Below are 6,064 nucleotides of genomic sequence, written 5' to 3'. Positions count from 1 at the left end.
CTCCACGGATAAGGCAAGGGATACGCCCTAACTAATGGAGGTATTTTAATGACTAAAGAGTACATACAAGACGACGGACAATTACGGGTGTTTATCGTTCCCGTCGATATACTGGATGTTCCCGATCTAACATCCAGCGAGAAGCTAGTTTATATAGTACTACGATCATATGTAAACCCGACCGATCCGACCGCGTTCCCTGCTTATAAAACGATAGCAGCTAAAGCTAGTTTAAGTCGTCGTCGAGTTATTGACATTATAAAATCTCTTGAGGAAAAAGGACTAATCCGGAAAGAAGCACGATTCACCGTCACAAAAGAACGTAAGATTCGAGATACATCAAATATCTATACGCTTATCACTCCCAAGAAAGCGAAACAGAGTGAAACCATTGCACCCCCCCGGGTGAAACCATTGCACCCCCCGGGTGAAACGATTGCACCCTATCATAATCATTTAACAGAACCATCTATAATTATGATTGATTGTATGAGCGCATCGGCAGAAATCGCCGCTGCTCAATCTGAATCCTCAGCCTCTTTAGAATCTGAAAAAGATGAAATATATGAAGCGTTGCAGCAATATGCTCCGAAAAATTGCTACATAGAAAATAATATGCCGATGGGTGACGCATTCATCTCTGAAACATATCTAATGCTTGTCAATCAGTTTCAAACACAATTAAGCCCCGAAGTCGTCCGAATCGCTTGTGAATTATACTTTGATCGTGCTTGCTACATACAAGCTCCGGAAGGAGTTCTCATGCGCCAGCGTGTCGATAATCCGGTTGGATTCTTTCGATGGTGCTATAAAGACGCGATAAAACAGTACAAGGCGAGCCGGAATAAACGGAGCGGAGCCGCTGCGCGTGTTAGCAGCTAAAGACAGGAGCGTTTCCTCATTGAATACAATGTTGTGTATTTAAATTACTGTTTTCCAGGCGATATATCCGCACGAAAGGTCGCTAGACGAACGTAATTGCCTCTCTAAGCTGCTTATTCGATTACGGTCTAGTTAAACCAGGGGATATAGGACGAACGCCTTAGAATGGCGCGTAGACGACTGAGATAGGTTTGCCGTCGAAGCAGGAGGAAGAGCTTGTTCTATATCGAATCTATGTAGCGAGGTGATGGTGTTGAGTAACCAAGATTTAAAGTATCTCTACAATACAGCGCAGCTAGCTACCACGCTAAATATAGGTCGCTCTACAGTCAACAAATACACACGCAGTCTCGAAGAAGCTGGCTACGAGTATCTGAAGGATGGATATGGTCATCGAAGCTATGCGGAACATGACATTATTGCATTGCGAGCGCTGGTTGAACTCTTAGCGCGTGGTGTCGACTATGGTAGTGCTATAAAAGACATTGTAGCGCGATATAAGCCTAATTCACGTAGCGAGTCGCTAGATTTAACAGCTACGCCTGGTAGCAGCCATCATGTCGCTATAGCTGATGCTATGCTCACAGCGAAAATAGACGAGTTGATGTATGTGGTTACACAGCTCAACGGAAAAATAAATGATATCGTAGATGAACGCGTCCGGAATGAGGTAGCCGCGGCGACTGCTGGGATCAGTGGCCAGGTTAATGAGGTCTTGAATGAAGTTCGCACTGCCCAGGAGCGTACAGAACAGCAACTGAGCGAATTAGGATCACGGATCGAGCAGCACGGCAAGCGCAAGAAGTTCTTAGGATTGTTTTAACTGGGCGGCGCTGCAGACGATTTGAAAGTCGATTATAGGCGTTTGTGTAGCGCATCCTATTTAAATACCGATAAAGAAACAAAATCAAAATTTGGGCCATTTTCGGATGTGTGACGAGGCGCTAATGCTGCATACCGTACAATCATAAGGAGGGTGGTTTATGTCGTGGGAAGAAATCAGTAAAGAAAACCAAGAAAAAAAAGAATTTATTAAATCATATATTCTTACTCACTTCGGTGAATCCGTTGAAGATGAAATGTTAGCTATGTCAGATGCATTAAAAGCTTTTTATAAACTCAAAGGGCTTCACTTTGGGTCTGAAAAAGAAACGTTCATCCTACCAGATATTTAAAGAGCTAATCATCAGGCAATTAAATTGAGAATCATATCTCAAAGAACCAAGATCTTATCGTAAAGTATTCAATGTCGGGTTACGATTGTCTTTCAAGCAGATAAAACTAATCAGTCTTTTGTTCTAAGTCATCGAGTATGAGTTTTTTTCGGTACTGATCTCTGAGTTCTTGTACATCTTGTAAGGGTCTATCTAATTTCCAACTTCCCCATGCATCCATGATTGACTTACGACTAGTGTTGCCAAAATAATTTTGGGCTTCACCCTCAGGATCATCAGGTTGTTTCCATTCATAGTAAGGCATGGCGGTACCTCCTCAATCTCTACCTTCTTCCTCTTTCCCAGTCACGCATTTATTTTATCATTTGCTGGAACTTTAATTTGGCCGGTGCAGCGCGAGCTGTGCAGGTAAATCCAACTTAATTATGGAGTAATTAAGGAAGGCAGGATAAGGGACAATGGACTTGCGTCCATTGTCGTTGTCACATATACGCGGCAAAGCCGCGTAATTAAAGGCTTTTTCTTGGGAGTACAATTATACTCCTAATTAATTATTGAGGAGTATAACCTGACATACAAAAGTGGATAAAGCTAAGTGCTACATAAATTGAATTACACTCCTGATTGTAGGTTATTAAAATTGGAAGGCAGTTGACTTTTATGCTGGACTGGGAAACAAGTCGATAAAATAAAGGCGCAGCTAGCGGCGTTTTTTTAGTAATGGCGATTCAGAGATCGTGACGACGTTGGTATTGATTAAGGTAGCATTAAAATAAAACAGCAGCAGCCATGGACTAAGAAAATAAAGTCCTTTAGACTGCTGCTGTTAAATGTTTCAATATATAAACTACTAACTAAGTGCTCATTCACAATCGTTCTCTGTTAGTTCTTAATGATCTAAAAATAAAAAGAAGGATAACGCTTAGGCACCAACTAATTAGATATTAAAATTTTTAAGCTACCTTATGTAGAGTCTTTATGATGAAATGAATAAGAAAAAGAGATGCTTTTAAAGCATCTCTTTTTCTTGACTAAACAGTTAACCTTTGTCTCGGATAACTCGCCGTCACGCACGATTATTTTATGTATAAATAATAACACATATTCTGAAATTAATAAAGCAAAAAAATCATTTTATTCCAATTTTAAACCAATCCGAATGTTTTTTTCGACCCATTCTTTCGAACATCTCTAACATTAATCTTTTTTCACGTTTTGAATTACAACGTTTAAAATAAAAATCTTTAATTAATTTCTCTATATCTTTTAGACTTTCGAACTGGGAGAGCACTAATAAAGTGTCATATAGTCTTATCTCATAGTGAGTTGGAATTCCTCCAGTATTAACTTTTGTTCTCAATCCTAAATCGTTTTTCATTCCCAAATCTATTTTTAAATTATTCGGCGTGCGGAATCTATTAACTAGTTGAAAATGTGCACAAGTATTTCTTAGTTCAATAAAAATCCGTATTGAATTGATAAACTTTTGTTTATCAATGTATTTCATTCCCATATCTTCAATGACTTTTTCAAAAATATCTTTTTCAAATCCCAATAATAATTTAAAAAGAGCACCAAATTCAAGAACTTTGATAGTTACCCAGAACGGTGGGTGATCATAAGTAGATATATATGAATATTTAGCTCTGCACCACTCAATAAAATTATTATGAGTAACCCCATCAAAATAAATGTTTGTCCCAAATACTTTATGACCTGAAATGTTTTTTGCTAACTCTCTAGGTAAACTTAAATGATTTAAACGTGGATTCGTATACTTATTAATATCAATGTAACACGCCGAATCAGAAGCAGTTAAAAAATGTTTTTCACAAAATCGATATGCCATGGAACTTTTTAAACGAATTTCAAATTTATCTAAAACTTTTAGAATTTCTAAGTTCAATTTTTTATCAAAATCATATAACAATAAAAAATCCTCGAAAAAAAGACCATTGTATTCTTTATTAGTAGCTTTTGAATCAATTAATAATAATGATTCAAATCCATTTATTAAATCAAAATAACTTTTTTCTAATAAGTGGCGTTTAGCTTTTTCTTCATCCCTAATAATTAATTTTCTTTGTTTTAATAATTCAATTTGTTGATCTAGCGACTTGAATGTTTTGGTAACATGTCTGCTCAAATAAATCTCCCCAGTGTTTTTTATCTGTTTATTTAAAGGTTTATAATATTCTAGCTAGCCACCTAATTTACTTTTATCTTACAACAAATGTCGAAAACCACTTTGAATTATACATTAAATAAAGAAATGGAGATATTAAATTCTACAGATGACTATTTGCTAGCATCGTAGATAGCCCCTAACAGTTTTATGGAGAGATTACAAACAGCCAGAGGCAACTGGTTATAAAAAGTAAAAAGAGGCTGCCTCAGGGAAAAAATGAAGCCCTAGACCGGCCTTTGTTTTATTTAATTAACGTTTCCCATGATTGTAACGCACCCAATCATTAGGTAAAAACAAAAGAGATTCAACGGCTCAAGAACTCGATTAACGAGTAATCGGATATTTCAGCAGAAGTATATGAACTAGATTAGTTAAGTTTAAAACGATTTGGCCAAATAATTTCACGCATTTCTGGCCCGAATTGTGTATAAAGCTCTCCTTTTTCACCAATAACACTTCCGTCGAAACCTTGAGAGCTCCCTTTTTTTGCTTTCCAGTTTTCCAAACCAGTAGCCATATCATGTTTTCCTGCAAGGATAAGTTTTTTAATGGCCTCTTCAAAAGTAACTCGGTTTCTCGTATCAGTAGTATTAATAATATCCACTAAGGATACTTCTTTATTTCGGAGGTATTTGCTTGCACTTTCCCTTACTAAATAGCCTGTTAAGTATAAAACTTTAAAGGAAGCATAAACGGGTATATTTATGGAACTCTCGCTAGAATAACCACTATTTTTGTGGATAGTATCGTCTAACGCACTTACAACATCTGAAGTTTTTACGTGTCCGTTTTTATTAACAAATTCGTCAGCCACTTCTGCTATTTTGATAAACAGCACTTTTGGAATTACATTCGAATAAGGCTTATTGGAGTTCTTTCTTCTTGTAATCACACGAATAGTCCCGTCCAATTCTTCCCACGTTGTTCTATCCTCTACGGCCTCTTTTTTTGTAAATGAGTCATTATCTACACCAATCAGAGAATAATTATTCCAAGATTTTTGAGAAGAAATGACCGATTCAATAATGGTACTCATTGATTCAGCGATATTTCGATTTAAGTCGAGAGATTCTAGGTCTAAATTTAAAGCGGCCGTACTCATTTTTTGTTTAATCTTTTCTAATTCATTTCTCATGTGAGTCAATAGTTCAGAAAATGATTGATTTACATTTACTTCGACCATATAAATCCTCCTCATTATTTCGCTAATTATAATTATAATACTCATAATAATGATTGTGTAATTATAAGTCAAGTCAATTAATGAGTGGGTTATAATTATTTGAGCGAAATGATAAAAAAGAGCTATATGAGTTATGAAGGTGTCACTATATACACAGGACATGGGTACAAAATTCCTGATTTTGTGAACATGTCTGACTTCCGAATCTCCAAATTTAGCCGAATTTGATCGTGACAGCCGATTAGCGTTACGTGGAACAATAAAAAAAACCGTGTTTTGGTCAACATGCCAAACACGGTTTTTCTTCGATTTACTTCATTTTTCGGGGTCATCGCTTTGGTTGGAGTGCTCATTCAATCCATCCTCGTAACTAAGCTTAATTACGAAGATGATTTTTTGGAAAAATGTCCTATTTGCAAGAACTTTTTAATTTTATCGAAATAGCGCTATAAGGCGCGCCAGTTCAGCATTTTTCGAGAATCTAGCGTGGACGACTCTAGTAAGTCCATGATAAGATTGTCCCAACAAACGAAAAAACGCCCTCAATCTTTGGTCGGATTAGGCGTTCTTCGTTAACATCACAAGGGGTATCTCTACCCTATTCTGTTGAGTTCTATGCGTTTATATTAGCATGGC

General features: G+C 36.8%; 6 protein-coding genes. 3 read left to right on the top strand and 3 right to left on the bottom strand.

The window, feature by feature from the left end; translation table 11 throughout:
- Window positions 1–48 precede the first annotated feature (48 nt).
- The 3 genes from MHB64_RS33835 to MHB64_RS33825 all read left to right on the top strand — a co-directional run bounded on the left by MHB64_RS33835 (window position 49) and on the right by MHB64_RS33825 (window position 2,057).
- Window positions 49–882, top strand: coding sequence for a helix-turn-helix domain-containing protein (locus tag MHB64_RS33835; RefSeq protein WP_341136547.1), 834 nt, complete (start codon window positions 49–51; stop codon window positions 880–882).
- Window positions 883–1,135: 253 nt separating this feature from the next.
- A complete protein-coding gene (locus MHB64_RS33830) occupies window positions 1,136–1,705 on the top strand; it encodes a hypothetical protein (RefSeq protein WP_341136546.1) in 570 nt (189 codons plus the stop codon).
- A 160-nt stretch (window positions 1,706–1,865) separates the two neighbouring features.
- Window positions 1,866–2,057: a hypothetical protein gene (locus MHB64_RS33825; RefSeq protein ID WP_341136545.1), complete on the top strand. Its 192-nt coding sequence runs from the start codon at window positions 1,866–1,868 to the stop codon at window positions 2,055–2,057.
- Between the two features lie 106 nt (window positions 2,058–2,163).
- Here the strand turns inward: MHB64_RS33825 and MHB64_RS33820 are convergent, their stop codons facing one another.
- From MHB64_RS33820 to MHB64_RS33810, 3 genes are all read right to left on the bottom strand, one after another.
- Window positions 2,164–2,361, bottom strand: coding sequence for a hypothetical protein (locus MHB64_RS33820; RefSeq protein WP_341136544.1), 198 nt, complete (start codon window positions 2,359–2,361; stop codon window positions 2,164–2,166).
- Between the two features lie 825 nt (window positions 2,362–3,186).
- Window positions 3,187–4,203 (bottom strand): Abi family protein, encoded by a 1,017-nt coding sequence (locus MHB64_RS33815; protein WP_341136543.1) that lies wholly within the window; start codon window positions 4,201–4,203, stop codon window positions 3,187–3,189.
- A 409-nt stretch (window positions 4,204–4,612) separates the two neighbouring features.
- Window positions 4,613–5,428, bottom strand: a complete 816-nt coding sequence (locus tag MHB64_RS33810) for a hypothetical protein (RefSeq protein WP_341136542.1) — start codon at window positions 5,426–5,428, stop codon at window positions 4,613–4,615.
- Window positions 5,429–6,064: the final 636 nt, after the last annotated feature.

Origin of the sequence: Paenibacillus sp. FSL K6-2859, assembly GCF_038008265.1 — a bacterium.
Taxonomy (GTDB): Bacteria; Bacillota; Bacilli; order Paenibacillales; family Paenibacillaceae; genus Paenibacillus_AQ; species Paenibacillus_AQ nitricinens.
This window is presented reverse-complemented; position numbering and strand designations above follow the sequence as displayed.

Coding starts and splice junctions, on each gene's coding strand:
- MHB64_RS33835 (WP_341136547.1), top strand. CDS start 49: ATGACTAAAGAGTACATACAAGACGACGGACAATTACGGGTGTTTATC.
- MHB64_RS33825 (WP_341136545.1), top strand. CDS start 1,866: ATGTCGTGGGAAGAAATCAGTAAAGAAAACCAAGAAAAAAAAGAATTT.
- MHB64_RS33820 (WP_341136544.1), bottom strand. CDS start 2,361: ATGCCTTACTATGAATGGAAACAACCTGATGATCCTGAGGGTGAAGCC.
- MHB64_RS33810 (WP_341136542.1), bottom strand. CDS start 5,428: ATGGTCGAAGTAAATGTAAATCAATCATTTTCTGAACTATTGACTCAC.